This window comes from Bifidobacterium merycicum DSM 6492 (genome assembly GCF_900129045.1).
GTDB lineage: Bacteria > Actinomycetota > Actinomycetes > Actinomycetales > Bifidobacteriaceae > Bifidobacterium > Bifidobacterium merycicum.
The window spans coordinates 502,307-527,552 of the sequence record NZ_FQTX01000001.1 but is presented as its reverse complement, the minus strand read 5'-3'; the positions used below and the strand labels follow the sequence as shown (position 1 = coordinate 527,552).

General features: G+C 62.7%; 18 protein-coding genes and 1 pseudogene. 5 read left to right on the top strand and 14 right to left on the bottom strand.

All coding sequences use genetic code 11. The annotated features are described in order from the left end of the window. Nucleotides 1-36: 36 nt before the first annotated feature. The 8 genes from uvrC to BUB29_RS02010 form a co-directional block, all read right to left on the bottom strand. Nucleotides 37-2,331 (bottom strand): excinuclease ABC subunit UvrC, encoded by a 2,295-nt coding sequence (gene uvrC, locus BUB29_RS02045; RefSeq protein WP_033522882.1) that lies wholly within the window; start codon nucleotides 2,329-2,331, stop codon nucleotides 37-39. Beyond that, nucleotides 2,328-5,261 carry an excinuclease ABC subunit UvrA gene (gene uvrA / locus BUB29_RS02040; protein ID WP_051915090.1) on the bottom strand — a complete coding sequence of 978 codons (2,934 nt, stop codon included), beginning with the start codon at nucleotides 5,259-5,261 and terminating at the stop codon, nucleotides 2,328-2,330. The genes uvrC and uvrA overlap by 4 nt, the downstream gene beginning before the upstream one ends. 307 nt (nucleotides 5,262-5,568) lie before the next feature. Continuing rightward, nucleotides 5,569-7,422, bottom strand: a complete 1,854-nt coding sequence (locus BUB29_RS02035; protein WP_033522998.1) for an AMP-dependent synthetase/ligase — start codon at nucleotides 7,420-7,422, stop codon at nucleotides 5,569-5,571. A 163-nt stretch (nucleotides 7,423-7,585) separates the two neighbouring features. Then, nucleotides 7,586-9,187, bottom strand: coding sequence for an ABC-F family ATP-binding cassette domain-containing protein (locus BUB29_RS02030; RefSeq protein WP_033522883.1), 1,602 nt, complete (start codon nucleotides 9,185-9,187; stop codon nucleotides 7,586-7,588). A gap of 645 nt (nucleotides 9,188-9,832) precedes the next feature. Beyond that, the gene (locus BUB29_RS02025; RefSeq protein WP_033522884.1) at nucleotides 9,833-10,591 is read right to left on the bottom strand and encodes a carboxymuconolactone decarboxylase family protein; all 759 of its coding nucleotides are present in this window, start codon (nucleotides 10,589-10,591) and stop codon (nucleotides 9,833-9,835) included. Nucleotides 10,592-10,762: 171 nt separating this feature from the next. Beyond that, the gene (locus BUB29_RS02020) at nucleotides 10,763-11,812 is read right to left on the bottom strand and encodes a zinc-dependent alcohol dehydrogenase family protein (RefSeq protein ID WP_033522885.1); all 1,050 of its coding nucleotides are present in this window, start codon (nucleotides 11,810-11,812) and stop codon (nucleotides 10,763-10,765) included. Nucleotides 11,813-11,940: 128 nt separating this feature from the next. Further along, on the bottom strand, nucleotides 11,941-12,411 hold the full coding sequence (locus BUB29_RS02015) for a MerR family transcriptional regulator (RefSeq protein WP_073117557.1): 471 nt from the start codon (nucleotides 12,409-12,411) through the stop codon (nucleotides 11,941-11,943). 100 nt (nucleotides 12,412-12,511) lie between these two features. Then, complete coding sequence (locus BUB29_RS02010) at nucleotides 12,512-12,946, bottom strand: GtrA family protein (protein WP_033522887.1); 435 nt, start codon at nucleotides 12,944-12,946, stop codon at nucleotides 12,512-12,514. A 173-nt stretch (nucleotides 12,947-13,119) separates the two neighbouring features. Between BUB29_RS02010 and BUB29_RS10245 the strand changes: the two are divergent. The 3 genes and pseudogenes from BUB29_RS10245 (at nucleotide 13,120) to BUB29_RS01995 (ending at nucleotide 17,419) form a co-directional block, all read left to right on the top strand. Then, nucleotides 13,120-14,242: pseudogene (locus BUB29_RS10245) on the top strand (5-methyltetrahydropteroyltriglutamate--homocysteine S-methyltransferase). 129 nt (nucleotides 14,243-14,371) lie between these two features. Then, nucleotides 14,372-16,192 (top strand): bifunctional ADP-dependent NAD(P)H-hydrate dehydratase/NAD(P)H-hydrate epimerase, encoded by a 1,821-nt coding sequence (locus tag BUB29_RS02000; protein ID WP_033522888.1) that lies wholly within the window; start codon nucleotides 14,372-14,374, stop codon nucleotides 16,190-16,192. Nucleotides 16,193-16,354: 162 nt separating this feature from the next. Then, nucleotides 16,355-17,419 (top strand): nuclease-related domain-containing protein, encoded by a 1,065-nt coding sequence (locus BUB29_RS01995; protein WP_033522889.1) that lies wholly within the window; start codon nucleotides 16,355-16,357, stop codon nucleotides 17,417-17,419. A gap of 90 nt (nucleotides 17,420-17,509) precedes the next feature. On the opposite strand, the gene BUB29_RS01990 is transcribed toward BUB29_RS01995, so the two are convergent. Further along, a complete protein-coding gene (locus BUB29_RS01990; protein ID WP_033522890.1) occupies nucleotides 17,510-18,589 on the bottom strand; it encodes an MFS transporter in 1,080 nt (359 codons plus the stop codon). 190 nt (nucleotides 18,590-18,779) lie between these two features. Here BUB29_RS01990 and BUB29_RS01985 point away from each other — a divergent pair, with 190 nt between their 5' ends. Beyond that, nucleotides 18,780-19,415: an HAD family hydrolase gene (locus tag BUB29_RS01985; protein ID WP_033522891.1), complete on the top strand. Its 636-nt coding sequence runs from the start codon at nucleotides 18,780-18,782 to the stop codon at nucleotides 19,413-19,415. Nucleotides 19,416-19,533: 118 nt separating this feature from the next. On the opposite strand, the gene BUB29_RS01980 is transcribed toward BUB29_RS01985, so the two are convergent. The 4 genes from BUB29_RS01980 to BUB29_RS10240 all read right to left on the bottom strand — a co-directional run bounded on the left by BUB29_RS01980 (nucleotide 19,534) and on the right by BUB29_RS10240 (nucleotide 24,626). Then, a complete protein-coding gene (locus BUB29_RS01980) occupies nucleotides 19,534-21,435 on the bottom strand; it encodes an ABC transporter ATP-binding protein (RefSeq protein WP_033522892.1) in 1,902 nt (633 codons plus the stop codon). Further along, entirely contained in the window at nucleotides 21,435-23,321 is a 1,887-nt protein-coding gene (locus BUB29_RS01975; protein WP_033522893.1) for an ABC transporter ATP-binding protein, read from the bottom strand. The genes BUB29_RS01980 and BUB29_RS01975 overlap by 1 nt, the downstream gene beginning before the upstream one ends. Before the next feature lie 143 nt (nucleotides 23,322-23,464). Continuing rightward, a complete protein-coding gene (locus BUB29_RS01970) occupies nucleotides 23,465-24,235 on the bottom strand; it encodes an SdpI family protein (protein ID WP_051915053.1) in 771 nt (256 codons plus the stop codon). Further along, nucleotides 24,219-24,626 (bottom strand): autorepressor SdpR family transcription factor, encoded by a 408-nt coding sequence (locus tag BUB29_RS10240; RefSeq protein ID WP_081888412.1) that lies wholly within the window; start codon nucleotides 24,624-24,626, stop codon nucleotides 24,219-24,221. Before BUB29_RS10240 ends, BUB29_RS01970 begins: the two co-directional genes overlap by 17 nt. Before the next feature lie 150 nt (nucleotides 24,627-24,776). On the opposite strand from BUB29_RS10240, the gene BUB29_RS10275 reads away from it, so the two are divergent. Continuing rightward, complete coding sequence (locus BUB29_RS10275; RefSeq protein WP_033522894.1) at nucleotides 24,777-25,031, top strand: hypothetical protein; 255 nt, start codon at nucleotides 24,777-24,779, stop codon at nucleotides 25,029-25,031. Here BUB29_RS10275 and BUB29_RS09625 read toward each other — a convergent pair. Then, nucleotides 24,947-25,207 (bottom strand): hypothetical protein, encoded by a 261-nt coding sequence (locus BUB29_RS09625; protein ID WP_143155123.1) that lies wholly within the window; start codon nucleotides 25,205-25,207, stop codon nucleotides 24,947-24,949. The two genes, BUB29_RS10275 and BUB29_RS09625, sit on opposite strands and share 85 nt — an antisense overlap. Between the last annotated feature and the right edge of the window lie 39 nt (nucleotides 25,208-25,246).

Here is a 25,246-nt window from a genome sequence, read left to right as displayed (position 1 = left end):
GGTAGCGTCACCACACGCCCGAGTCGCGGCTATCGTTCATTCGCCGGAGGATTCGGTGGAAGTTTCGTCGGATGATCCGTCGGAGGAACCGTCGGAGGAACCGGAGCCGTTATCGTCGGCGTGCAGCGCGTCGTACAACACCTTCGCCTTGGCATGACCGATGCCTTTGACCGCTTCGAAATCCTCGACGCTCGCGCCGCGCATGGCCTTGACCGAGCCGAAATGGGCGAGCAGACGTTTCTGATATTGTTCGCCGATGCCCGGAATATCGTCGAGGGCACTGCGCAGCGCGCCTTTCCTTCTGGTCTGACGATGGTAGGTGATGGCGAAACGGTGCGATTCGTCGCGCACACGTTGCAGCAGGTACATGCCTTCGGACTGGCGTTTGAGGATGATCGGGTAATCGTCGTCCGGCACCCACACCTCCTCGAGACGTTTGGCCAAGCCGCAGACCGCGACATCGGTCACACCGCAGTCCCGGAGGGCCTTGGCCGCGGCCGTGGCCTGGGGTTTGCCGCCATCGACCACCACAAGATTCGGCTTATAGGCGAAATGGCGACGGTCAGTGGAGGCCGCCCGCCCCTCGCTCATATCCTCGCCAGAATCACCGGCGATATTGCCGTGGCGGAACCGGCGGGTCAACGTCTCATACAACGCTGACAGATCGTCGAGCGCGCCTTTGCCGTCATCACCGCGTATGGCGAAACGGCGGTATTCGCTTTTCTTCGCGACCGCATCCTCGAACACCACCATCGAAGCGACCTGGAACGCGCCGCCCACCGTGTTCGAAATGTCGTAACACTCGATGCGCAGCGGTGCCTCGTTCAATCCCAGCGCGTCGGCCACCTCGTTCATGGCCCTGGTGCGCGCCTCCATATCGCTGATGCGGCTCATCCGGGAACGCTGCAACGCCTGCGCCGCATTCTCGTTCGCACGGTCCATAAGCTGCTTCTTGTCGCCGCGTGCGGCGACGCGTATCGACACCGCTCCCCCGCGAAGACCCGTCAGCCATTCCTCCAACTCCTCGCGTCGGCTCGGCTCGATGGGGACGATGACCTCCCTCGGTACGGGCGCGACCGGGGCGAGCAGGTCGGCGCGACCAGTCTGCTCCTGACGTTGATTGCGTTCGCGTGTGGCTTGGGCGCGTGCCACGGCATCCGTGGCGGTGACCGACTGCGTGGGGGCCAGCGCGTCACGCGAGGTGACGATGCGCGTGCCGTCGGTTTCCAAGGAGGATTCAGGGATTCCGGCTCCGGCCGCATCCGCGTACACGCGCACGATGAAATCGGCCATGAGATCGGCGTCCTCGATATCCTCGACCCGTTCGACGTTCCAGTTGCGTTCGCCGCGAATCGAACCGGCACGCACGAAGAAGGCATGGACGGATGCCTCCAACTCATCGGTGCTGAAGCCGAACACGTCGGCGTCGACCTGATCGTCCATCACCACGGCATTGCTCTGCACCACCGTGGACAGCAGCTGGATCTCGTCGCGCAGCTTGGCCGCCTTCTCGAACTCAAGGTCGGCGCTGGCGGCCTTCATATCGCGGGTGAGTTGGGCTATATAGGATTTGCCGATACGCCCGGTCATCACACCGACCAGCCGTTCGACCATGCGACGATGCTCCGCCGCGGAGATGCGACCGACGCACGGCGCGGAGCATTTGCCGATGGATGCGAGCAGGCACGGTCGGTTCGTCAGCTCGGCCTTGTGGAACGCATTGGAGTTGCAGGTGCGGACGGGGAAGGTGCGCAACAGCGTGTCGAGACTCTGGCGCATCGGCCAGACCTTGGCGTAAGGGCCGAAATACCTAGTGTCCTTGCGGTTGCGGCTGCGCGTCACCCATACACGCGGGTATTCCTGGCCGATGGACACCGCCAGATACGGGTAGGTCTTGTCGTCCTTGAACTGCACGTTGAACCGGGGGTCGAATTCCTTGATCCACGTGTATTCGAGCGTCAACGATTCCAGTTCGCTGCCGACGACCGTCCATTCGAGGCTGCGGGCGGTGAGCACCATCGTCTGCGTACGTGGATGCAACTGGTACAGCGGCTGGAAGTAATTGGTCAGACGATTGCGCAGGTTCTTCGCCTTGCCCACGTAGATGACGCGGCCTTCGCCGTCACGCCACTTGTAGACGCCGGGTTCGGCCGGAATGTCGGAGGTTTTCGGACGGAACAGGTCGCGGCTGTCCCCCAGCAGGGGCGCACCGTTCACGTTCACGCCGCGGCGCTCCGCCGCGTCCGACTGCCCCTCGCGCTGCCCGTCGAGCAGCGCGGAAGCGGTCTTGCGCCATTCGTCGGGGCTGTGACGTTCGAATATGGCGGTCATAGCATCGTCTTCAGGAACTTGCCGGTCCAGGATTCCTCGCACTGCGCGACCTGTTCCGGCGTGCCCTCGGTGACGACGGTACCGCCGCCGTCACCGCCTTCGGGGCCGAGGTCGATCACCCAGTCGGCCGATTTGATCACGTCGAGGTTGTGCTCGATGACGATGACCGTATTGCCCTTGTCGACCAGACCCTGCAGCACCTTGAGCAGCTTGTTCACGTCCTCGAAGTGCAGGCCCGTGGTCGGCTCGTCGAGAATGTACACGGTTTTGCCGTCGGAACGACGCTGCAGTTCGGTGGCGAGCTTGACGCGCTGCGATTCGCCGCCGGACAGGGTGGGGGCCGGCTGGCCGAGACGGATGTAGCCGAGGCCGACGTCCACGAGCGTCTTCAGGTAGCGTGAGATGCCGGTGTATGCCTTGAAGAAGTCGGCTGCCTCCTCGATGGGCATGTCGAGGATGTCGGCCACGGTCTTGCCGTTGTACTTGACTTCCAAGGTTTCGCGATTGTAGCGCTTGCCATGGCAGGTTTCGCATTCCACATAGACATCGGGCAGGAAGTTCATCTCGATCTTCAGCGTGCCGTCGCCATGGCAGGCCTCGCAACGACCGCCCTTGACGTTGAAGCTGAAACGCCCCGGACCGTAGCCGCGCACCTGCGCCTCGGGCGTTTTGGCGAACAGGGTGCGGATCTTGTCCCACACGCCGGTGTAGGTGGCCGGATTCGAACGCGGCGTGCGCCCGATGGGGTTCTGATCGACGTGGATGACCTTCTTCACTTGGTCGATGCCTTCCACGCGCGTATGCTTGCCCGGCACGATGCGCGCGCCGTTGAGCTTATCGGCCAGCACCGGGTACAGAATCGTGTTGACCAATGAGGATTTACCCGAACCGGAGACGCCGGAGACGACGGTGAACACGCCGAGCGGGAAATCGACGGTGATGTTCTTGAGGTTGTTCTCGCGGGCGCCGACCACGCGCAGACGCGCGGTCTTGCGCACTTTGCGCCGGTGCTGCGGCACGGCGATCTCACGGCGATGGGCGATGTAGTCGCCCGTGATCGAACGTTTCGCTTTCGTCAGTTGGCTGGCGGGGCCGGAATAGATGACCTCGCCGCCATGTTCGCCGGCGCCGGGGCCGATGTCGACCAGCCAGTCGGCACCGCGGATCGTGTCCTCGTCGTGTTCGACGACGATAAGCGTGTTGCCCAGATCGCGCAGGTGATGCAACGTTTCGATGAGACGCTCGTTATCCCTTTGATGCAGGCCGATGGACGGCTCGTCCAGCACGTACATCACGCCGACCAGACCGGAACCGATCTGCGTGGCCAGACGGATGCGCTGCGCCTCGCCGCCGGACAGGGTGGCCGCCGCACGCGACAGCGTCAGATAGTCGAGGCCGACATCGTTGAGGAAGCCGAGACGCGCCTTGATCTCCTTCAACACCTCGCCCGCGATGAGCGCCGCGGAGCCGGTGAGGTTCAGGCCGCGGACCCATTCCAGTTCACGCACCACCGGCATGTCGCACACGTCGAAGATGGATTTGCCATCGACGGTGACCGCCAGCACCTCGGGCTTGAGCCTGCGGCCCTGACACGCCTGGCATGACACTTCGCGCATATAGGACTCGTAGTACTGCTTCATCGATTCGGAATCGGTTTCCTCGTGACGGCGCATGAGCGTACGCACCACGCCTTCGAAACCGGTGGAATATTCGCGCAGACGCCCCCAACGGTTGCGGTAGGAGACGTTGACCTTGAAATCATGGCCGAACAGGATGTCGTGGCGGACGTCCTCCGGCAGCTCCTCCCAAGGCGTATCCATGGAGAAGCCCATCTCGTCGGCGAGGCCTTCGAGCACATGCCTGTAATACTGCGAGGTCATCTTGGTGTTCGACCATGGTTCGATGACACCCTCGTTGAGCGATTTGCTCGGATCGGCGATGACGAGTTCCGGATCGATCTCCAGTTTGAAACCGAGACCCGTGCACACCGGGCATGCGCCGTATGGTGCGTTGAAGGAGAAGGTGCGCGGCTCGATCTCGTCGAGTTCGAGCGTATGCCCGTTCGGGCAGCTGCGATGTTCGGAGAACGGCTGGCGGCGGGCCGGGCTACCCTCCTCCTCGTCCACGTAGTCGATGACGATGCTGCCGTTGGCGAGTTTCAGCGCGGTTTCGACGGAATCGGTGAGGCGCTGGCGCACACCCTCCTTGACGACCAGTCGGTCGACCACGACTTCGATGGTGTGCTTGCGTGTTTTGGCGAGTTTGATGTCGTCGGACAGCTGGCGCATTTCGCCGTCAATCAGCGCACGGGCGTAGCCGTCGGATCGCAACAGTTCGAGCATGTCCACGAATTCGCCCTTACGTCCTTTGACCACGGGCGCGAGAATCTGGAAACGCGTGCGCTCCGGCTTGGCGAGCAGCGCGTCGACGATCTGCTGCGGGGTCTGCGCCTGCACGGGCTCGCCGCATTCCGGGCAATGGGGTACACCGGTGCGTGCGAACAGCAGTCGCAGGTAATCGTAGATCTCGGTGATGGTGCCCACCGTGGAACGCGGATTGCGGTTGGTGGTCTTCTGGTCGATGGAAACCGCCGGCGACAATCCTTCGATGAAGTCGACGTCCGGCTTGTCCATCTGCCCGAGGAACTGGCGCGCGTAGGCGGACAGGGATTCGACGTAGCGTCTTTGGCCTTCGGCGAACAGGGTGTCGAATGCGAGCGAGGATTTGCCCGAACCGGACAGACCCGTGAACACCACCATGCGATTGCGCGGGATGGCGAGGTCGACGTTTTTGAGGTTGTGTTCACGTGCACCCTGGATGATGATCTTCAGATCGTTGGGGATGTGCGAGATGTCCGCCACGAGGCATCCATCCTGTTCGATGAGCGGCGCTTTGGCGATCTCACGCGACAGGAACGAGTCCTCGCTGATCACCTGCTTGACCGTCACCGGACCATTGGCGTTCCTCGCCTTCGAGGATCCGCGCTTGGCCTTGGACGCGGCGCGCGCACCATCCGCCGTTCCCCTGCCGTTCGTGTTGCCGGTGACCATACTCATCCCACCTTTCTGCGGGACGGGCCCGCGGTACTCGCCCCAAGGATACCGCACGCCCCGGTGTTCGAACACTTGTTCGAGCGTGTCGCGAAAACCATCCGCGATTCCCCGTTGAACGGACTGCGCCCCGATGCGAGCGGACGGAACCGCTCGCATCGGGGCGCATGGCTTATCCGACGATCCGCTACTTCTTCAGCGGCACGTAGATGACTTCGTCGATGAGCTTGGCGTAATGCTTGATGATCTGCGCACGGCGGGTCTTGAGGCTTGCGGTGAGCATGCCGTTCGCCTCGGTGAACTCGTCGGGCAGGATCTCGAACTTACGGATGGACTCGGCACGCGAGACGCCGTCGTTCGCCGCGTTGATCGCGCGCTCGACCTCGGAGCGGACGATCGGATTGCGGGCTAGGGAGGCGAGATCCGGTTCGCCCTGCGCGCCCTGCGCGGAGAGCCAAGCGTTCGCATCCGCCAGATCAAGCGTGACCAGCGCCGCGACGAAGGGTTTCTTGTCGCCGATGATCAGACACTGGCTCACCACCGGGGAGGTCATGACGGAAGCCTCCAGGATGGCGGGCGACACGTTCTTGCCGCCGGCGGTGATGATGAGGTCCTTCTTACGGCCAGTGATGGAGACGAAACCGTCGTCACTCACATCGCCCAGATCGCCGGTATGCATCCATCCGTCAACGATCTGCTGGGCGGTGACCTCAGACTGATTATGGTAGCCATTGCACACCAGCGGACCGCGGATGCACAGCTCGCCATCGTCCGCGATGCCGACCGTCACGCCGTTCAGCGGCTTGCCGATGGTGCCGATGCGGTTATCCTCGGGCAGGCTCACGCACACGGGACCGCAGGTTTCCGTCATGCCATACCCCTCGAGCAGCTGCATGCCGATGCCGTTGAAGAAGTGCGACAGTTCAGGGTCCATCGGCGCACCGCCGGTGATGGCGCACTGCGCGTTCGGGCCGAAGATGGTCCGGATCTTCCGGTAGACGAGACGCTCGTACAATGCATGCGACGCGCGCAGCTTCAGCGACGGCTTCTCGCCGGCCTGCAGCACATGCGACCATTCGCGTGCGGTGCGTGCGCCCCGGGCGAACAGTTTGCCGGCGACACCGGTGCCGGCACGCTGCGAGGCGGCGTTGTGCACCTTCTCGAACACGCGCGGCACCGCGAGCAGCAGCGTGGGGCCGAACCCTTCGAAATCCTTGACGATGGTTTTCATGCTGGAGCTCAGTCCGAGCGTCAACGTGCCGGCGAAGCACAGCAACGACATGTAGCGGGCGAACACGTGGCTCAACGGCAGGAACAGCAGGAGCCTGCGACCGGGGGCGTTGACCACGCCGGGCATGTACTGTGTGGCGGACAGGCACAGGAAGGCGAAGCTGGCATGGGTGAGTTCCACGCCCTTGGGAGTGCCGGTGGAACCCGAGGTGTATACGATGGTGGCGAGCGCGTCGCCATGCACGGCGTTCTTGCGTGCCCAGAATTCCCTGTCGCTGACGTCCTCGCCGAACGCGATGATCGCGTCGATGGCGCCGGCGTCCATCATGAGCACGCCGCGTAGGCTCGGCACTTCGTCCTTCACCGTTTCGACCTTGTCGCGCTGCGTATCGTCCTGGGCGACGGCGAGCACCACCTTCGAGTCGTTGAAGACGTTCTTGATCTGTTGCGCGGAGTTGGTTTCGTAGACCGGGACGGTGAGTGCGCCCACGGACATGACCGCCAGGTCGAGTGCGGTCCATTCCCAGCAGGTGCGGGCGATGATGGCGACGGAATCGCCTTTTTTGATGCCCCAGCCGATCAGGCCTTTGGCGATGTCGATGACTTTCTGACGGAATTCGCGTGCGGTGAAGGAGTGCCAACGGCCGTCTTCGCCCTTGTATTCCACCATCGAGCCTTCCGGATCGCGGCTTGCACGCTGGTCGAGGAAATCGAACAGGTTGATGTCGTTGTCGATCGGTGCTTTCAGCGGGTTGGTGTATTCCTTGACCATCGTGGTCGTGTTCACGCTTTGATCTGCATGTTCAGTCATATCCATATTGCTACCTCACGCCGGATACAAATTTCCTTGACGGTGCAGCTCCGCCGGGGCTGGCCGACTCCCCCATCTTATCAATCGTGCGCTTCGATACGGAACGGGCAGGCTCCGGCATATGCGGAGCCTGCCCGTGGTTGGATGCGGCCGGCCGGTATTACTACTCTTCGGCGACCAGATCCAGGTAGGAGTCGTTCCACAGGTCCTCGTCGCCGTCCGGCATCAGCAGCACGCGTTCCGGGTTCAGCGCCTGTACCGCGCCCTCGTCGTGGGTGACAAGCACGATGGCGCCTTCGTATTTGGCGATGGCTTTGAGGATCTCGTCCCTGGATGCGGGGTCGAGGTTGTTGGTCGGCTCGTCGAGCAGCAGCACGTTCGCCCTTGATGTGACCAGTGTGGCCAAGGCGAGTCTGGTTTTCTCGCCGCCGGAGAGCACGCGTGCCGGTTTCATCGCGTCGTCGCCGGAGAAGAGGAACGAGCCGAGGATGCTGCGCGCCTGGGTGTCGTCGAGTTCCGGGGCGACGCGCACGAGGTTCTGCAGTACGGTCGCGTCGAGGTCGAGTGTGTCGTGTTCCTGCGCGAAGTAGCCGATCTTGCAGCCGTGGCCGTAGTCGACGGAACCGGTGTCCGGCTCTTCGATGTGTGCCAGGAGGCGCAGCGTGGTGGTTTTGCCGGCGCCGTTGTAGCCCAGGATCACCACTCGCGACCCCTTGTCGATGGCGAGGTTCACGCCGGCGAACACGATGTTCGAACCGTATGCCTTGGAGATGTCCTTCGCCATGATCGGGGTCTTGCCGCAGGGTGCAGGTTCGGGGAACCGGATGTCGGCGACCTTCTCCGCTTTCTGCGCTTCCGACGTGTTCTCCAGCAGTTTCGCGGCGCGGCGCATCATGTTCTGCGCGGCTACAGCCTTGGTGGCTTTGGCGTGCAGGCGGATGCCCTGCTTCATCAGACGGTCGGCTTTCTTCTCGGCCACTTCGCGTTCGCGGCGGCGACGTTCCTCGTCGACCACGCGCTGATGCAGATACGCCTTCCAGCCAAGGGAATACATGTCGATCTGGCCGAGCTGCGCGTCGAGATGCCACACCTTGTTCACCACTTCGTCGAGCAGTTCGGTGGAGTGGGAAATGACCAGGAAGCCGCCCTCGTATTTCTTGAGATAGCTGCGCAGCCATTCGATGGAGTCGGCGTCCAAATGGTTGGTCGGCTCGTCGAGGATCAGCGTGTCCGCGTCGGAGTACAGGATGCGGGCCAGTTCGATGCGGCGGCGCTGACCGCCGGAGAGCGTGCCCAGCTGCTGTTCCATGACGTCCTGCGGCAGGCCGAGTGATGCGGCCATGGTGATCGCCTCGGACTGGGCCGCGTAACCGCCGGCCTTGTCGAAGTCCTGCATGGCCTTGTCGTAACGGTTCATGGCCTTGGTCATCACGTCGGGATCGGGGTCGGTCATCTCCTTCTCGGCTTTGCGGATGCGGCTGATGATCGAGGCGATGTCACGGGCGCTCATCATGCGGTCGAGCGCGGTCTGGGTCGGATCGGCGGCATGGGTGTCCTGCGGCAGGTAGCCGAGCTTGCCGGATACGCGCACATTGCCCGCGGTGGGCAGCATGTCGCCGGTGATGACGCGGGTCAGCGTGGTTTTGCCGGCGCCGTTGCGCCCGACCAGACCGATTTTGTCGCCCTTCGCCACATGGAAATCCGTTGGGTGAAGCAACGTGCGTGCGCCGATCTGAATCTCCAGGCCCTTTGCCTCAATTGCCATGCTTCACCATGCTCTTTCCGATATTGCGATTGCGGATGTGTATAAACCAAGGGAACACTATAGCAATCACCGACTACCCCGTCACCGTGCGCCGATTCATGCTTTCCGGACGCGCATGCGGCCGGGTCGGCACCGCCCGTCCCCGTCGTTTCGCCGCACGTGGGCCGACACGCCGGCATGACGCGCTCCCCCTCCCACTCCCCTCACCGTACGGGAGGATGATCGTCCGCGCCGCGCTCATGAGCGACCCTCGCCTCCGACGGGCAGACCGTCGAATCCGATGCGGCGATACCCGTCCGCGAGCGTGTCAGGTCTCATGTGTTCCATGCTTCGTGTGGTTGACATCCTCGTCCTTTCCCATAGGGGCTTTCCCCATGTGTGCGGGACAGCTTATGGGAGGGCGATGCCGTATGCAACCGGTCGTCCCCGCTTTGGGGATATGTGGATAATCCGCTTCGGTTCGCGGTGGGTAATATTCGGTCTTGGGGCACGTTTGTGGATAACACGGTCTTCGATTGGCGCGTGATCCTGCCGTGTTCCCGTAATGGCTACATATGTGAAGGGGCGGGAAACAGCCGTTGTGCTTCCCGCCCTGAACGTGTTCGGATACGTTGCGCCCCGATACGCCGTGTCGTGTCGCGCGGCTCAGGCCTGCATTGCCTGCGCGGCCTCGTTGATGCAGCGCAGCGCGTTGAGGGTGCGCGGGTAGCCGATGTACGGCATGCACTGGGAGACCACCGCGATGAGGAACGCCTTCTCGTTGCCGACTCCCATGTTCGCCTTCGCGTGGGAGGTGAGCTGCGGTTCGCATCCGCCTTGGGCGGCGAGGAAGCACAGGGTGATCATTTCGCGCTCGCGGGCGGTCAGGCCCTTGCGGGTGTAGTAGTCGCCGAAGCAGTTGCCGGCCAGCCACTTGTTGATGTGGCGGGTCTCCTCGGGGCCGGATTGTGCGAAGCCGCGCATCCGTTCGCCGAAGATGTCGATTTGGGTTTGTTCGCCGGCTGCCGCGCGGGTTTCCGGCGTGGTGGTGGACTGGCCTTCCAGCGGCAGGTTGATGCCCTTGTCGACGAAGATCTCGTTGGTCGCTTTGAGGAACGGCAGTACGCGGCCGAATCCGAGGTAGGCGACGGCCTGGTAGACCACTTCCTTCACCTGCACCGGCGTGAGGCCCGTTTCCAAGGCCACCGGCAGCATCATCTCGTAGGCGTCGACGCCCTGGCATCCGATCAGCGTAGCGAGGATGGCCATGGAGCGGGTGGCGTCGTCGAGGTCGGGGTGCTGTGCGCCCGGTTCGTTCACCACTTCGTCGTAGGCGAAGTTGGAGAACAGGGTGATGAATTCGGGATCAGCCTGTTCGAGGGTGATCTTACCGTCGGAGAAGAATCCGTTTTTCTTGCCAAACATGTGTTCCGGCCTTTCTTATGCCCGATTGTCGTGCGATCGTCGGATGGCGTCATGGCCTGCCGACGAATGTGTTGTATAACGTTATGCCCGGGCTTGCGTCTCATCACATGCATGGTGAAACGGGTTCGGGCGTATTCCCGTCGTTTCCGCGGATCGCGGTCAGTCCGCGGCTCAGACCTCGCTGACGCGCAGCAGGGACTTGATGGTTTCGCGACGATCCATCGCATCGTATGCGGCCTGGATGTCGTCGAGGGTGAATTCGGCGGTGAACACGCGGCCGGGGTGGATATCGCCCTTGAGCACGAGTTCGAGCAGGTGGTCGACTTCGGTGTCGTAGTGGCGCACCGGTGCAGGACCGCCGCGCAGGCCGACGTTGCGGTAGAACAGGCCGGGGACGTCCGCTTCGACGCCGTGGGGCAGGCCGACGCGGCCGACGATGGCGCCGCAGCGGGCGACCTTCATGGCGGTGTCGTTGGACAGCGCGGAGCCCACGCATTCGAGCACGGCGTCCGCACCGTAACCGTCGGTCATTTCCATGATGCGGGCCACGGCCTCGTCGCCACGCTCCTCGACGATGTCGGTGGCGCCGAATTCACGGGCCAACGCCTGACGGTCGGCGTGACGGCTCATGGCGATGATGCGCTTGGCTCCGCGGATCTTGGCGGACAGCACTCCGCACAGGCCCACCGCGCCGTCGCCGAACACCACGGCGGTGTCGCCGGGCTTGACCTCGGCGGATGCGGCCGCATGGTAGCCGGTCGGCATCACATCGGACAGGGCGAGCAGGTCGGCGAGCTTCTCGTCGGAGAAGGTCTTCACGTCGCCGGGCACCACGACGAGCGTACCGTTGGCGTGGGGCACGCGCAGGTATTCGGCCTGGCAACCCAGACCCTCATCGCCGAAGTAGCCGCCGTGCGGGCAGGACGATTCGAATCCGGCCTTGCATACCGGGCATTCGCCGCAGGAGTACGGGAACGGCACGATCACGAAATCGCCGGACTTGGCGATGGTGACGTCGGCGCCGACGGATTCGACCACGCCGATGGCCTCGTGACCGGTCTGGGTGTCGGCTTCACGGCCGTCGCGGAAGAACCACAGGTCGGATCCGCACACGCAGGCGCGCACCACGCGGATGATCGCGTCGTCGGTTTCGATGAGGACTGGTTCGGGCCTCTCTTCACAGGCCATGGTTTTGATGTCCTTGTAGATTGCTGACTTCATGGGTCACTCCTTCATTGGTGGATATGGAATCGGTGAATCGGTGATGATGTATGGGATCGATTGAATCATGCGGCCGGACGGCTATATGACCGGACGGCCGTATGACCGTATGACTGCATGACCGCCGGTCAGACGCCCGACGGCTCGTGTTGCTGGCGTTTGACCGCGTCGACGATGTCGCGGTTCTCGGCCAGCAGCCGTTCCGCCTCGTCGCTGCGCCCCTCCGCAATAGCCCTCCAATACAGGGTTTTGAACGACACATAGGCTTGCTGCATGCGGATGCTTTCGGCTTTGGCCGCCAAACGCAACGCCTGCTCGTCCAGCAGTTCCACCTGCCTGCGAGCGCCTTCCGGCCCGTCGACGACGTTGGCGAGGTATTCGCGCATGGCGTTCAATGGCATGCCGGTCGCGGATAGGCAGGAGATGGTGATCAGCGATTGCAGGTCGTCGTCCGAGTACATGCGGTGCCCTGAGCTGGGGTCGCGGGTGATCGGTTTGATGATGCCGATCTGTTCGTAGTAGCGCAGTGTGGTTTCCGGCAGGCCGGAGATCATCGAGGCTTGTCGGATCGTGTGCCAGGTGCTTGCTGTGTTGCCCATGGTTTGCACTCTAAGAACTTCGAGTACTTGAAGTCCAGTGCCGGGTGTGTTGCGCTGCGGGAGCGGGTTCGGGTTCGCCGCCGGCCGTGTTACGCCGCGTTCAACGGAAGATGACGTGCTTGCACAGCGGGTAGCCCCATGCGAACTGGCATCCCATGGTGAGGAACTTCACCACGATCGCGTTCCAGCCGAGGGTTGCCGGCAGCCAGGTGAGCATGGTGGAGCCGAAGAGGTAGTTCCATATCCATAGGAGGATGAACAGTGCGACGCTGCGCGTGAAGTTGCTGGATGATTTGAACGTCACGTTGCGGTTCAGGAGGAAGTTGTAGGACGCGGACAGCACGATGGCGACGGCGTTGGCCGCCGTCGAGGGCACGGCGAGGAGATACAGGATGGTGAAGGAGCCGAATTCGACGAGGGTCTGCGTGGCGGAGACCATCAGGTACGGCAGGAGTGTTCTGTGTGGTTTGGCGTCGGTGTTCTTCTGTGTGTTCCGTGCCTTCCCGCCTTGCGCCTCATACTGTTCGTCCGACATCGCATGCGACCCTCGTTTCGTTCCCGCCTGTGCGTTCCTGTGGATCGCGGCCCAGTATAGGCGCGTCCCGTACCTTTCGGTATGCTCGCGTCGCATTCGCGAATCTCGGGGTACCATACTGTAGGTTTCGTCAATCCGATTGCCAATCGCAAGTCAACAGCCAAAGGAGAATCATGGCATATTCCAAGAACGCGCCGTTCCGTGCCGATGTGGTCGGCTCCTATCTGCGTCCGGCCGAGCTTAAGCAGGCCCGCGCCGATTTCGCCGCGGGCATCATCGACGCCGCCGGCCTGAAGGCCGTCGAGGATAGGCTCATCACCGAGCTCGTCGCCAAGCAGAAGGCCGCCGGCCTGCATGTCATCACCGACGGCGAGTTCCGCCGCGGTTGGTGGCATTTCGATTTCATGTGGGGCTTCAACGGTGTGGATCATGTCGCCGCCGCGCATCGCGTCGCCTTCCATGACGAGGTCACCCCCGCAGACACCGCCACCGTGACCGGCAAACTGGACGGTCATGACCATCCGTTCGTCGAGCATTTCAAGTTCGTCAAGCAGTTCGAGGACGGGAACACCGTGGCCCGCCAGACCATGCCCTCCCCCCGCGCAGACCCGTTTCGTGCTCACCGGCAACAAGACCGCCTACCCGTACGACGAGTATTACAAGGATGATGACGAGCTGACCGCGGATATCGTGGCCGCGTACCGTCAGGTCATCGCCGACCTGTATGCCGCCGGCTGCCGTAACGTGCAGTTCGACGACTGCACGTGGACTCGCCTGTGCGACAGGAGCGTGCGCGAACGTCTCGGCTGGAGCGACGAGGACGCGGCCCGCCTGCAGCAGGAGAATCTCGACGTGATCAACGCGGTGATCGCGGACCAGCCCGACGATCTGGCGATCAACACCCATATCTGCCGTGGCAACTTCCATTCCGCCTGGCTGTCGTCCGGCGGGTACGCCCCGGTCGCCGCCAAGCTGTTCGGCGAGGAGAACGTGAACGCCTACTATCTGGAGTTCGATGATGATCGTTCCGGTGATTTCGCGCCGTTGGCCGAAGTGTCCGGCGACAAGCAGGTCGTGCTCGGCCTCGTCACCTCCAAGAGGCCCGAACTTGAGGATCCGGAGGCCATCAAGGCCCGTATCGCCGAAGCCGCGCAGTATGTGCCGCTGGAGCGCCTATGCCTGTCCACCCAGTGCGGTTTCGCCTCCACCGAGGAGGGCAACAAGCTCACCGAGGAGCAACAGTGGGCCAAGATCGCCCTCGTGCGTTCCATCGCCGAAGAGGTTTGGGGCGAATAACCCGAACCGATACACCCATACGAGCAACGCCCGATACGGCCGGCCCCGCGCCATGGCCGCATCGGGCGTTCCCGTATCGGCGCATGTACTACAGTGTGTTCTAAATACGTCTCGGAAGGGGAGGATTCCATGGACACCGCCAATGATGCTGACCGCCTGCAAATGCTGCTGTATAGCGCCTACGATTCCGACACCGTGCGCGATATGGAACGTCCGTTGCTCGACGATGGCACGCCGCTGATGCGCATGGCCGCTTCGGCTGCGGCGCAGGTGACGATGACGCTGCTCGATGATGAGGATCTCGCCGTGGAGGACGCCCGCATCGCCGTGCTCGTGGGAGCTGGCGACAATGGCGGCGACGGATTGTACGCCGGAGCCATACTGGCCAGGGAAGGCGCGCAGGTCACCGCGATCGCGACGGGACGTTCCCTGCATGATGCGGCGTTCGCCGCGTTCGTGCATGCCGGTGGTCGTGTGCTGGTGCTCGACCCGAACGCCGACATCCTCGGGTGCGCCACCGGGTTCTCCGCCGGTGAGGCCGGCGAACGTCTGCAGGCCGCGGTCGAATACGCGCAAGGTTCGCATGTGATCCTCGACGCGATGACCGGCATCGGCGTGGCCGGGGCGCTGCGCGGCATCCCCGGTACCATCGCGGCCTCCCTCGGTTTGACGTCACGACTGCCGGACCGCCCGGCGTTGCCCAACAACGAGCCTTCCGCCGACCTGCCGCTGGTGGTCGCGGTCGATACGCCTTCCGGCGTGGGCGTGAACGATGGTTCACTGCCCGGCGCGTACATTCCCGCCGACGTGACGGTCATGTTCGGCGCGATGAAACCGTGCGCGATGGTGCCGCCCGCCTCGTACGCCTGCGGCAAGCTGGTTCTGGTCGATTTCGGTTTCGACATCGACGGGACCGTCCCCGCCGTCGAGATGACGGATGGTGATTTCGTGGCGGATGCGATTCGTCTGCCGCACCTTTCGGACGGCAAGTATTCTCGTGGCGTGGTCGGATTGGTGACCGGTTCCACCCGCTACCCCGGAGCCGCCGTCCTGACCGCGAAGGCCGCAGCCCGGACCGACACGGGCATGGTGCGATACATGGGCCCGCAGCGCGCGCAGGACATGGTGTTGTCCGCACTGCCCGAGGCGGTGATCGGCAAGGGGCATGTGCAGTCCTGGGTCGTGGGATCCGGCGTGCCTTCCGGCGACGACGCGGACGGCAAGGACATCCAACGTGAAACCATCGAAGCGTTGCTGCGTCATTACGCGCTGCCCGGCGACGCGAACAGCACGGATGGCACGGACGACACCGAGCGTGATGCGTCCGACGCCCTGGCCATGCCGCCCATCGCGGTGGACGCGGGTGCGTTGGATCTGCTGCCCGACCATGTGCCGCCGCAGGTGGTCATCACCCCGCATGCCGGCGAGCTGGCACGTCTGCTGAACCGTCTGAACGGCGGCGACGCGGATGACGATGACGCCCACGGCGGGACGATCGATGCGGGCGACGTGCAGGCCGAACCGCTGCGTTATGCGACGATGGCCCACAAGCTGACCGGCGCGACCGTACTGCTCAAGGGAGCCGTCACCATCGTGGTCGGCGAGGACGGCGAGGACGGCACCCGCGTTATCCTTTCCGGACGGGCACCGGCTTGGCTGGGCACCGCCGGCGCCGGCGACGTGCTCGCCGGCATGCTCGGCGCATTGCTCGCCCAACAGGACGGCACACTGTCCGCCAACCCGTCGTTCGTGCCCGAGATCGCCGCCGCGGCCGCGTACATGCATGGTCTCGCCGCGGCGGTGGCATCCGGTTCGGAGCAGCGCGGCTGGCATAGGCCCGAACTGTACGGCCATGCGGAGAAGCAGCGCTTCTCATCAATCGGGCATCCGATCATCGCCACCGATGTCATCGACGCCATTCCGCAGGCGTTCGACGAACTGATTTCCTGACGCATCCGCCTTATCGGGCGTGGCATCATCCAGCTTCCCCACCCCTTGACGGCAAGTGGCCGTCAAGGGGTTTCTTCGATATACTGGCCTCGGTTGTGCAAACGTAATCAATGATTGCAAACGTAGTCAACGTTGACATCATTTCGAGGGAAGAAACCGTACATGGATATTTCGCAGACCATCCTCTACCTGTTGAAGGGCTTGATCCTGCTGTTGGATCAGGTGCCCTATCTGCTGTTCATCTATGCCATCGTCACCGTGATCATCACCGCCGTGCGCCGTTCCAAACGCGACCCATCCGTCAGAAGAGGACTCATCAGGAAGCTTTCCGGAGCGACCGGAAGCGCGAACGGCAATGAAGCCGCGCACGGGTTCGGCGCTGACCCAAACGGTCCGGACCCGTACACCACCTCCGCGCTGCTCAACGGATACACCCAAGGCGTCACACCGATCAACAGGGAATCCGAACCGTTGCCCGAAAACACGCTCCGCAACCCAACGCCGCTGCCTCCCGGCTTCGTGCGCCTCGACTCCCCCGCATCCGTATCCCCGGTGGCCGCATCCCCTGCGGCCGCAGCTGCGGCGACCATGGCTCCAACCGCACCATCACCCGCCGGAACCGCCTTCGACGCCGCGCGCATAGGCGCCGCCGCAAGCATCACGGCCATGCTGCGCAATCTGCCCGCCGACTACCATGTCATCGACGAGGTGATGATCGCCAATGGCACGGGAACCTCAGGCGATCACGCCATCACTACGACGCTCGATCATGTCATCGTCTCACCGTACGGCGTGTTCGTCATCGACGAGAAGGAACCCATGGCCGACCGCATCGAAGGCGATACGCAGGACATGCATTGGCGTGCCGGATGGGGCAAGGACGGACGCATCAACGGCCCCGTCAGCGACATGGTCAACCCCGTGCCGGAGAACGTCAGAAATCTCCAAGCGCTCTCGCACATCACCGGCATACCGCTCGACCGGTTCATCTCGATCATCGTGTTCTGCGGCGAAGGCTTCGACCTGAGCGCACTGACCGGACGCAAACGCCTGCTCTCCAGCACCAAGGGCATGCCCTACCCGACCCGCATCATCACGAGCGCCGAACTGCCCAGCGTCCTCGCCGATTACCGCAAACCGTTGCTCGACGCCTTCTCCGTGCAGGCGAAAACCGCGACCATCGGCTCGCTGAGCATCGCCAAACCCATGAACGGTCAAGCCCTCTGAAGCATACGAGTCATACGCGGAGCATAGGAAAGGCGCCCATCCGATTCGATTTGATTCGATTGGACGGGCGCCTTTCCTATAAGACGTTCGCTATTCGTCGGACCGCCCGACCAGCATCGCGACGGCGCATTGCGCCACGGCTATGGCGGTCATGACCGCAAGGGATACCGTATAGCTGCCGGTCAGCTGGCACAGCACACCGAACAGCAGCGGTCCCATCGAAGCGATCAGATAGCCTGCGGACTGCGCCAAACCGGACAGTCGAACCGTATCCGAGGCGGAACGTCCGCGCATGGCGATCAACGCCAACGCCACCACAAGCGAGGCGCCCTGCCCCGCTCCCCCGATGAACGCCCATACCGGCATGGCTACGGGAGCAACCATCATACCGATGCCTGCAATGACCATGGGAACGCTCGACGTCAAAGCGGCGCAAACCTGATTGCCTCGGACATGCATGAGCTTGGGGATCAACAGGCCGGAGAAGATACCGATGGATTGGAATACGAACAGGTGCACACCTGCGACGGTCGCGCTGAACCCCGCATGTTCGGAAACGCTCGGCATCCAATTCGACATGGTGTAGAACGCCGAGGATTGGGTGCCCATGAACAGGGTGACCCACCACGTCATCGGGCGGCGCAGCAACGAGGCCATCGATTCTCCGGCGTGCGCAATATCATGCTTTTCGCTCGAAGCGTCCGAAACGCTCGAAGCGCTCGGAACGGCGAATGGCTCCTCAGGCGTTCGCCCAAACGCCATGGCACGCCACGAATGCACGATTCTGCAACTCCATAGCAGTGCGACCAGCAATGGCGGCACCGCCCAGAACGCCAGCGCATGCCGCCATCCTCCCCACACCTCGGCCATAGCCGACGCCGTAAGGCCCGCGAGCGCCGAACCGCAGGTGATGCATGCCGAATAGGCTCCCGTCGCCATGGCGACATGATTCGGATAGTCGCGTTTGGCGACGACCGGCACCAGCACGTTGCCTACCGCGATGGCCGAGGCGAAAATCACGGTACCGGCCCACACCCCTGTTTCGCCGGCAAACGAACGGATGATGTCGCCCGCCGCGATGGCCGGTCGCAGGTTCAAGGCGACCAGGAAGATCAACGCCGCCCAGATTCCCGTCGATCTTCGGTTTGAAACGTTCAACAGTTGCTTCATCTCTTTCCTCCACTCGGTGCCGTCATTCAGCCGTCATGTGCGCAACGCCATGGCGGCGGTCCCGCTTGCGCTTCCGCTTGTCGTTTCCGGCCTTCACAGCATGCCGCATATGCGAGACGGAACGGTTCCTCCGACGGGCGGGTACGTTACACTGACGGTGCTGATATCCGTTGTTCAGAAGGGTGTTCCGATGACTTCCACGTCTTGCGCCATCACCGATGTAATCTTCGATTTCTGCGGCGTCGTGCTGGATTGGCAGTGCCGTGCCGCGTTGGAGGGGCGCTACCCCGCCGAACTGGTCGACCGCATCTGCGCGGATGATGATCCGTGCGGCTTCTTCGACTATGAGGATCGCATGGACCACGGCGAACTGCTCGCCCAAGTGCTGCCGGACGTGGAGTGCGAACAGGGCAAGGAGCTTGCGGACATCTTCGCGGATTACATCGCCCGCTATGATGACGCGCTGCCCCGCATGATCCCCGGCATGGAGGAACTGTTGGGCGATCTGCGCAAGGCCGGGTACGGCGTATGGGGGTTGACGAACTGGTCGTCCGAAACGTTCCATTTCGCCTTCGAGAAATTCCCGCAGCTCGAACGGCTGCTGAACGGCACGGTGGTGTCCGGCGTGGAGAAGAAGTTCAAGCCGAACGCGGACTTCTACGAGCTGGCGTTGCAGCGGTTCGGCTTGGATGCCGGGCGATGCGTCTTCTTCGACGATACGGCGAAGAACGTGACGGGCGCCGAGAATGTGGGCATCCGCGCGTTCCGGTTCACCGACGCCGATCAGGCGCGACGTGATCTGGAGTCTTTGGGATTGAAGTTCTGACCCTCCGCGCGTTCGCCATATACATACACGGAATATATACGAAGGCGGGCGGCCATGCATCCGATGTGCATGGCCGCCCGCCTTTCTCGTTTCTCGCCGCGCCTGCCGCCGCGCCCGGTTACCGGTTCTCCTTGCCTTTCAGACCGGTGTAGAGCGTGTAGTAGCGGCCCTGCTGGGCAATGAGCTCCTCATGCGTGCCGCGTTCGATGATGCGGCCGGCCTCGATCACCATGATGCAGTTCGCGTTGCGGATGGTGGACAGTCGGTGCGCGATCACGAACGTGGTGCGATCCTTCATCAACTGGTCCATGCCTTCCTGCACGAGCGCCTCGGTGCGGGTGTCGATCGACGAGGTGGCCTCGTCGAGGATCAGCGCCGGCGGATCGGCCACGGCCGCACGCGCGATGGCCAGCATCTGGCGCTGCCCCTGGCTCAGGGACTCGCCATCCGCGGAAAGCTGCGTATCGTAGCCATTCGGCAGTTTCTCGATGAACGAGTCGGCGTTGGCGAGTTTGGCCGCGGCGATGACCTCTTCATCGGTCGCGTCGAGACGGCCGAAACGGATGTTCTCCATGATCGAACCGGAGAACAGGTGCGTATCCTGCAACACCATGCCGAGCGAACGGCGCAGATCGCCCTTGCGGATATGCGTCACGTTGATGCCGTCATAGGTGATCCGGCCGGAATCGATGTCGTAGAAGCGGGTGATCAGGTTGGTGATGGTGGTTTTGCCCGCGCCTGTGGAGCCGACCAGCGCGATCTTCTGACCGGGCTTGGCGAACATCGACATGTCATGCAGGATCACCTTGCCCGGCACGTAGCTGAAGGTCACGTCGTCGAGACGGATGTCGCCGCGCATGGGCCGGATGTCACCGGTTCGCGTATCCTTCCAACCCCACAGGTCGGTGCGTCGTCCGGATTCGCATAGCGTGCCGTCCGCGTCGCGGCGCACGTTGACCAAGGTGACGGCACCCTCGTCGATCTCCTCGGGCTCGTCCATCATCCTGAAGATACGGTCGGCACCCGCCAGACCCATGACGATGGAGTTGAGCTGCTGGCTCACTTCGCTGATCGGCATGGTGAAGCTCTTCACGAAGGTCAGGAAGCTGACCAGCGCGCCCAATGTCAGGCCGGTGCGCCCGGTGATCGCGAGCCAGCCGCCCACAAGCGCACACAGCACGTACGCCACGTAACCGAGTTGGTTGTTGATCGGGCCGAGGAAGCCGGAGAACCGGTTCGCCTTGTCGGAGGCGTCGAACAGTTCGCCGTTGAGCTTGCGGAAATCATCCTTCGCGGCCTGCTCGTGAGTGAAGACCTTGACGACCTTCTGACCGCTCACCATCTCCTCCACGTACCCATTGAGCTTGCCGACGGACTTCTGCTGCCTAGTGAAATAGGTGCCGGATTTGCCGGTGAGGATCTTCGTGATCCAAACCATCACCGCGCTCACCGCCAGCACGACCAGGGTCAGCGGCACACTCAGGTACACCATGCTGCAGAACACCATCACGATGGTGAATATGGAGTTGATGATCTGCGGCACCGACTGGGAGACCAGCTGGCGCAACGTATCGATGTCGTTGGTGTACAGGCTCATCACGTCGCCGCGCGTATTGCGGTCGAAGTAGCCGAGCGGCAGCTTCTGCATGTGGGCGAACATGCGGTCGCGCAGGCGCCGCATGAACCCTTGCGTGACGAACGCCTTGAGGATCGAGCTGCCGGCGAATGCGGTGACGCCGCCGAAGCCGAACAACAGCGCCATATGCAGCACCGCGGTCAGCAGCGGACCGAAATCATGGACACCGGAAGTGAGCATCGGCGTGATGTAGTCGTCGATCAACGTCTGGAAGAACAGGTTGCATTTGACCTGCGCGAAGATCGTCATCAGGGTGAACAGGATGACGAACGTGTATTGCACGCCGTACTCCTTGAACACGAATTTCATCAGACGCAGGAAGATGCGCATCGGATGTTCCAGTTCAGGCTTGGCGCCCTTCATCTTCGGATGTGGTCCCGGCATCAGCGATCCTCCTTTCCGTCGGTTGCGGTTGCATCGGTGGCAGCGTCGGTCGCGGCTGGCGTCTTGACCGTATCGGCAGCCATGGCGGCCTCGTCGAAGTCGCCGCCGCCCTGCGACTGCAGTTCGTAGATGCCCCGGTAGATGTCATTCGACGCGACCAGCTCGTCATGCGTGCCCACGCCGGAGATGCGGCCGTCATCAAGCACCACGATCATGTCGGCGTCACGTACGCTGGAGATGCGCTGCGCGATGATGATCTTCGTGACGTCCGGCAGATATGCGGCGAAGGAGCTGCGGATGCGTGCGTCGGTGGCTGTGTCGACCGCGGATGTGGAATCGTCCAGGATCAGCACCTTCGGATCCTTGAGCAGTGCGCGGGCGATGCACAGGCGCTGCTTCTGGCCGCCGGAGAAGTTCTGCCCGCCCTGTTCGACGGGAGCCTCATAGCCTTGCGGCAGGCTTTCCACGAAGTCGCTGGCGCAGGCGATGTCGCAGGCGCGTTTGCAGTCGTCGATGGTGGCGTTGGGATTACCCCAACGCATGTTGCTCAGGATGGTGCCGCTGAACAGCACGTTGTTCTGCAGTACGACGGAGACCTTGTCGCGCAGCACGGTGCGATCATAGTCGCGCACGTCCACGCCGCCAACCTTCAGGCTGCCGGCGGTCACGTCGTACAGTCTCGGAATGAGGTTGACGAGCGTGCTCTTGGCGGAACCGGTACCGCCGATGACACCCACCACGGCGCCTGCGGGAATGCTGAGATTGATATCGGACAGCACGTTTTTGCGCACTTTGCCGTTCAGGGCCGCGGCGGCCTCCATGCGTTTCTTCGCCGTGGGATCGTTGGCCGAGAAGCCTGCCTCCGGGTAGGCGAAGTCCACGTGACTGAATTCGATGGAACCGTCCTTGACCTGCTTGACGGGATCGGCCGCGGCGGTCATGTCGTCCTTTTCGGTGAGCACTTCGCCGATGCGTTTGGCGCTGGCCGTCGACATGGTGATCATCACGATCGTCATGGACAGCATGACCAGGCTCATAAGGATGTTCATGCAATACATGAGCAGCGATGCCAGATCGCCCGTGGTGAGCTGGTCCTGCACGATCAGATGCGCGCCGATCCAGCTGATGAGCAGCATGCATGTCCAGATGGTCGCTTCGATCACCGGGTCGACGGCGGACAGGATGAGCTCGGCTTTGATGAAGATGCTGTAGATGCGTTTCGACGTGCCCTTGAACACCTTGGTTTGCATGGTCTCACGATTGAAGGCCTTGACGGCGCGCATGGCGGTGACGTTCTCCTCCACGGATTCGTTCATCGCATCGTATTGCGGGAACGCCTGACGGAAGTGGACGGAGGCGCGGCTCATCAGGAAGCCGAGCACGACGCCGAGCACCACCACGGCGCCCAGAAAGATCGACGCCATGGCACCGGAAACGAGGAACGCCATGCACATGGCGATGATGAGACTGGAGAAGGCACGCGGCACCATGCGCAGGATCATCATGTAGGCGTTCTGGATGTTCATCACGTCCGTGGTCAGTCGGGTCATGAGGCTGGGCGTGGAGAACTTGTCGATATTCGAGAAGGAGAACGTCTGGATGGCGTCGTATTGGTCCTGACGCAGGTTGCGGGCGAATCCGGTCGCCGCGCGCGAGCCGAACACCGATCCCATGCATCCTGCGAGCAGGCCGATCAAGGCCACGCCGACCATGATGGCCGCCGTGCGTTCGATCACACCCATATCGCCCCGTTCAACACCGTCGTCGATCAACGTCGCCATCAGCAACGGAATGATCATTTCGCAGCATACTTCGGCGATCATCCACAGAGGGGTCACGATGGATGCCCTCCTGAACTCGCCGACGTGGCGCAACAGCTCCTTCACCGTTCTCAAATCGTCTCCCTGATTCAATGGTCAAACCACCTCAGACTACCAACGGCGCGAGCCAATAAGAGGTCATGAATCGCGGGCGGCCCGCGCCATGATCGAGCATGGTGCGGGCCGGAACAGCGCCTTTTGAATCGGTTTCAGCGGGCGTTGCCGCCATCCGCGGCGCGGGCGTTGCCGCCTTGTTTGCCGCCCCGGCTGCGGGCGAACAGCAGGTAGCTGTATCCGCACATGGCGAGCGTTCCCAGCAAGGCGATGGCGACGATGAGGCCGACCATCACCCCATCGTTTATGGGAAGGAGGAAGCCGATGATGCCAGCTATGGCAATCAGCGCGCCCATCACCATGAATACGGCTCCGCCGAAACGTTGCGTACGGTTCCAGTTGTTCTCGTCCGCGAGCGCCCAGGGGGTGCGGATGCCGAAGGTGTAGTTCTGCCTCATGCGGGGCAGATAGTTGCCCAGCCCGATGAACAGTGCGCCCAGCGCCACGGAGACGATGAGGCCGACCGGGCCGCCTTTGGTGGGGATCAGGCCGAATACCGTGATCTCGGTGAGCCAGGTCATGCCGCACATGATGAGCGTGAACGCAATGACGAATCCACGGTAGAGGCCGCCTGCTTTCCCGTAGCTTTCGCCTTTGGGGTCCATGCCCGGGATGATGCGGAAGAGGCCCAGAAGGACGAGTGGCAGTATGTCGAGGATCAGTGTCATGGCGCGTGGCCCGTATCCGTTGACCGACCCGTCGGCGCCCCAATGCGTCGGCACCTGTTCGGGGAGCCTGCCGAACAGGGCGAGGTGGGCGATGATGTTGGCCACGCAGAGCACTGCCAGTATTATCCAGATTCGGCGGCTGATCGGTGCCGTGCCCCGACCGGAAGCGTTCCCATTCGTGTTATTGGCGCTGTTCATGACCATTCTCCTTGTCGTCCCGCTGTTCCACTGGAGCGGTGCCGTGCTTGTTGCCGTTCGTGTTGTTGTTGTCTTTGGTGCCGCTGTCGATGTCGGCACCAGTGTTCGTGTTCGTGCCGGTGCCGGTATCATCGCCGCCCAGGAATCCCATGAACCATCCGATGAGATCCTGCATGACGGTGGTGTTGAGACTGTAGATGATGTTCTGCCCGTGCCGTTCGTCCAATACCAGTCCGGCCGCTTTGAGCGTGGCCAGATGGTGGCTGATCGACGGCTTGCTCATGTTGAAGTGTTCGGCCAGCTCCCCCGCCGTCATGTCGCCATCGCGTAACAGTTCCAGTATGCGGCGGCGCGTGGGGTCGGCGAGCGCCTTGAATCCCTCCCCTGCCAAAATTCCTCCTTGTCTGCTTGTCTGCCATGCGAATCGAATATTTTATTAGTTAGACAGCTATCTAACTATCCGACATGGTATCACGTCATACGACGGGAATCCCCATGTGAGGATTATGGCATCAACGTCGGGCCGATTCCGTGCGGCGCGGTGCATGCCGAGCATATCGACCATGGCGTGCGTGCAATCGACGATGCTGCGCTGGTGAAACGTCTTGCCGACGAGCAGGTGGCACTGACCATGTGCCCGCTGTCGAATCGCAGACTGCAGGTGGTGCAGGATGTGGCCGAACCGCCCATCGCCGAGCTCTCGAAACGACGTTATGCGGCGAGCGCCGTGGCGTTGAGCACGAAAGTGGCGGCGGCGTTGCAGGAGGTGGTGAAGTCAGTTCCCGAGAAACCGTGACCTGCATCGGGGATGGTGAGCAGTTCGGCGGGCACGTACAGCCGACCCGCAATGCGGAGGGCCCGCCCGGCTCCGGCGGCGCCGGTCATGCCGGTTGGGGTGCGTGCGCAATCAAGCGCGTAGCCGACGTACCGTTCCGTCCGTTCAAGAATCGTAAGATCATCAAGATTCGTCATCTACAGCCGCCCTTTAACACGCAAGCCATGCGTGGAGCT